Annotated in this window: 3 protein-coding genes and 1 pseudogene; all 4 read left to right on the top strand. The window is 72.2% G+C overall.

What is annotated here, in order from left to right; genetic code table 11:
• Positions 1-583, top strand: a pseudogene (locus NS331_RS26720) (hypothetical protein); the annotation flags it as partial.
• A 29-nt stretch (positions 584-612) separates the two neighbouring features.
• Positions 613-1,041: a hypothetical protein gene (locus tag NS331_RS14555; protein ID WP_058642700.1), complete on the top strand. Its 429-nt coding sequence runs from the start codon at positions 613-615 to the stop codon at positions 1,039-1,041.
• A gap of 68 nt (positions 1,042-1,109) precedes the next feature.
• Positions 1,110-2,306, top strand: a complete 1,197-nt coding sequence (locus NS331_RS14550; RefSeq protein ID WP_058642699.1) for a hypothetical protein — start codon at positions 1,110-1,112, stop codon at positions 2,304-2,306.
• Positions 2,303-3,277: a tetratricopeptide repeat protein gene (locus tag NS331_RS14545; RefSeq protein ID WP_153012861.1), complete on the top strand. Its 975-nt coding sequence runs from the start codon at positions 2,303-2,305 to the stop codon at positions 3,275-3,277. Before NS331_RS14550 ends, NS331_RS14545 begins: the two co-directional genes overlap by 4 nt.
• The last annotated feature ends 104 nt before the right edge of the window (positions 3,278-3,381 follow it).

Here is a 3,381-nt window from a genome sequence, read left to right as displayed (position 1 = left end):
CTGTTGGCTAGGCTGCCGCTGCCGCGCGACGGGCAACGTGCACATCGCCAGCAACACGGGCAGCGCGCGCGGCAGCGGCAGCCTAGCCAACAGCGTGCGCAACAGCGGCAACCTGGCGGCCAACATCACCATCCTGGGCAACCAGGGCACGGCCAGCGGCGGCGGCGTGGTCAACAGCGTGGTCAACCGCGGCAACCTGAGCGGCGCGGTGGCCATCGTCGGCAACCGCGGCACGGCGTCCAACGGCGGCACGGTCAACTCGCTGGTCAACACCGGCACCATGGCCGGCAAGGTGGTCATCGCGGGCAACCAGGGCTCGGCCGGCATGGGCGGCACGGCCAATTCGGTCATCAACCGCGGCGTCATCACGGGCAGCGTGACCATCGTGGGCAACAACGCGCGTGCGGGCCTGGGCACCACCACCGCCAGCGTGCGCAACGTGGGCGTGCTGGCCGGCGCGGCAGGCGTGGCCGGCGGCGCGCCCTGGGCCGCGAGCGTGGGCAAGACCATCACCCTGCCGTCCACCGGCGTGGTCAACCGCAGCGTGACCGTCGGCCCGGCGGTGACGGTGCTCAACATGTGATTCACCCCTCCAGGAGACCTTCCTCGACCATGAAAGCGCGCAACTTCCTGACCCTGGCCGCCGCGGGCGCGGCCCTGCTCGCCGCCGGCGGCGCCCAGGCCCAGCTGGTCAACTACGGCGAGCAGCTGGGCAACTACAAGGACAACAAGGATGCGGGCGTGAAGCTGATCGACGGCGTCACGCCCAGCGTCACGGCCAAGGCCCGCGTGGCCAAGGCCCTGGAGCAGAACAAGGTGGTGGACCAGCAGGCGCTGGTGCAGCCCGACGGCACGCTCAAGCTGCCGGCCAACCAGAGCAACCTGGTGATCCGCACCGACTACAGCAACGTGCAGCAGGGGGCCGACGGCCAGCTGCGCATCGCGAGCCCGACGATCCAGGGCAACGTGAGCGGCAACGTGACGCTGTTCGTCGACGGCAAGGGGGTGGAGAACATCACCGTGCTCAACAACGGCCGCTGACGCAGCACCACCGGCCCGCGCGGGCCGCACCACCGCGCACCGATAACAACAACGTTCCTCTGCCGACCATGACCCTCCCACTCGCCCGCGGCGCCCGGATCAGCGCCCGCCTCGCCACCCTCGCCGCCGCCGCTGCCCTGGTGGCCGGCTGCGCCACCACGGAGAACGCCCTCAAGGACGCCGACCAGCTGCTCGCCGAGCGCGAGGCCGCCAAGTCCCTGCCCACCGCCAACCTGAGCCAGTACGCCGCCGCGCTCACCCGCTTCGGCACCATGCTCGACGTCTACAAGGACGGCGACCCGGTCGTCTACATGCAGACGCGCAACATCCTCGATGCGACCAACCTCTCCAACCCGCTGGTGGGCTCGGAGATCCCGGGCGACATCACCGAGATGGTCCGCACCGCCGTCAACCGCATCGGCGCACGCATCGTCTACGTGCCCTACCACCCCGACTACCTGATCTCGCAGGCCCAGCTGGGCGCGCGTTTCGGTGTGACCATGCCGGACTTCCTGATCACCGGGGCGCTGACCGAATTCGACCGCGCGCTGTCGGGCGCGGGCCGCTCCAATTCGGCCAGCGTGGACTTCGGCAAGGGCAAGGGCGAAACCAACATCGGGGCCGACTTCAAGCGCACCGCCATCCTCTCGGCCCTGGCGCTGGACCTGAACCTGGTGAGCTTCAGCACCCAGCAGATGGTGCCGCGGGTGCAGGCCTCCAACGTGATCAAGGTGCTGAACTTCAGCCAGGAGGACAACGCCAGCCTGGGCTTCTACGGCGATGCATTCGGCTTCAAGCTGGAGGGCAAGTACCTGCAGGGCCGGCATTCGGCCATCCGCACGCTGGTGGACCTGAGCGTGCTGGAGCTGATGGGCAAGGCCACCAACACGCCCTACTGGCGCTGCATTCCCGGCGGCACGCCCGACCCGGTGGTGGTGGACAACATGCGCAGGTCCTACGAGGCGCTGACGCCGCAGGTCAAGATCGGCCTGATCCAGGTGACGCTGCGCAAGTACGGCGAGAACGTGGCCATCAACCAGCAGCTGGACGCGCCCACGCAGGAGGCGCTGCGCCGCATCTACGCCACCCGCTATCCGCAGATGGGCGACACGGTGGACGTGCTGAGCTGGCAGGGCTTCGAGCCGCTGTTCTTCGGCGTGCCGATGCCGTGGGACGGCCAGCTGGCCGCACCGGCCACACTGCCGGCCGCCGCGCCCGGCCAGGGCGGCCCGGCCGCTGCCGCACCGGCGAGGACGGGCGCATGAGGCTGCACCGGGCTTCTTTCGCCGCCATCGGCCCGGGCGCCATGCCGCCCCCCGGGGCAGCGGCGCCGGCGCCATCGCTGCTGCTGGCGGCGCTGGCGATGGCGGTGGCGGCCGCGCTCGGCACCGGCGCCGCGCAGGCCCAGACCGTGATCGGCAACCCGGGCGCCACGATCAGCAATGGCGCCGCCGTCAGCAGCGGTGCCGCCGGTGCGGTGGCCGGCACCCCGGCGGCGGCCACGCCGGTCACGCCGGCCGGGGCCAACACCAGCCCTTCCGCCAACGCCGAGACCGGCGCACGCTTCGTCGAGTCCTGCCAGCAGGCCATCGAGCGCGGCATGGTCAACCCCGGCTGCCAGGGCCCGCTGTACGGCAGCGAGATCGCCCGCCTGAAGGAAGACGCGCTGCGCACCCAGAACCCCGCCCTGCTCACGCTGCTGGGCGATGCCTACCAGAGCAACCGCAGCGGCATTTCCGACATCGGCCAGGCCTACCGCTGGTACCTGCTGGGCGCGGTGCGCGGCGATCCGCGCGCCATGCAGCGCCTGTCCGACCTGTACCGCAACGGCCAGGGCGTGCCCAAGGACAACATCAAGGCTCTGGGCTATGCCCGGCTGGCGCAGCGCCTGGCGCTGCCCGGCAGCCAGAACGCCAAGGGCGCGGCCGAGACCATCAACAGCCTGGGCCAGGAGATGGCGGCCGAAGAAACAGCCCTGGCCGACCGCTTCGCGAGCGAGCTGGAGGCCCAGTTGCGCCAGCCGCCGGGCGCGGCGCAGGGGGGCGGCGCGGCAGCGGCCACGCCGTCGAGCCCCGCGGCCGCCGCGCTGGGGCCGGCCGGGCCCAAGCTGTCCGGCCCGCCGGGCCTGGGCGCCGTGCGCGGCGCGGAGGCCTCGTCCGCACCGGCGCTCGCTCCCGCGCGCTCGCCGCTGGGTGGCTTTCCCGGCCAGGAGTCGCTGACGCCGGCGCCGCGCTGAGGAGACCGACCGCCCCCGCCCGCAACCCATGACCGTGGAGGACCTCGCCATGCACCCCCGACCATCCACCCGCGCCGCCGCCCCACCGCGCCGCCTGGCCGCGC

The organism is Pseudacidovorax intermedius (assembly GCF_001476815.1).
Classification (GTDB): domain Bacteria; phylum Pseudomonadota; class Gammaproteobacteria; order Burkholderiales; family Burkholderiaceae_C; genus Xenophilus; species Xenophilus intermedius_A.
This window is presented reverse-complemented; position numbering and strand designations above follow the sequence as displayed.